The 681-nt window shown below is 59.5% G+C and carries 1 protein-coding gene; it reads right to left on the bottom strand.

Going from position 1 to position 681, the window contains the following annotated elements; genetic code table 11:
* A partial coding sequence (locus tag ACZYOF_RS44165) for an AMP-binding protein (protein WP_463719646.1) occupies window positions 1-681 on the bottom strand: 681 nt, incomplete at both ends.

Genomic DNA, 681 nt, shown 5'->3' with positions numbered 1-681 from the left:
CGCTTCAGATAGCCCCGCGCAACCCCCGCCCCGCCAATGTAAAGCTCCCCCACCGCACCAAACGGAACGGGCGCACCATGACCGTCAAGCAGGTAGATTCGCGTGTTCGCGATCGGGCGGCCGATCGTCTCAACGACAGCGTCTGCCCTTCGCATGCAGATCCAGGTTGAGTAGGTCGTTGTTTCGGAAGGCGCGTACAGATTACAAATCTTTTCTACGCGAGTGCTCTCGAAAATCTTCTCGATCAGAGCTGCCTTCAGCCGCTCGCCCGCCAAATTGATGACGCTCGTCGAAGCCGGTACGGCTTTCTTATCGATCAGAGCGGCGATCGCCGAGGGTACTGTGTTGATAATAGAGACATCCAACGACGCCTGCGCCTGCGCCTGCGGATTCTCGACAAGATAAAGTGTGCGTCCTTGCGAAAGCGGAACGAAGCACTCGTAGACCGACAGATCAAAATTGATCGAGGTGGAAAACAGCATGCGGCTGATCTCTGAGCCCGCGAAGACTCCGCTGCTCCAATGCAGCAGATTCACGGTGCTCGCATGCTCGATCATGACGCCCTTGGGCATGCCGGATGATCCCGAGGTGTAGATCACATAAGCGAGATGGCGCGAGCTCAGCCCGAGGGCGCGCACATCCGGGTCCGTCGCCGGCAGCGCCGCCCAGACCGGCGTCGCC

The organism is Bradyrhizobium sp. LeoA1Lang (genome assembly GCF_055413685.1).
The sequence above is the reverse complement of the archived record's forward strand: the minus strand, read 5'-3'. Positions and strand labels throughout refer to the sequence as shown.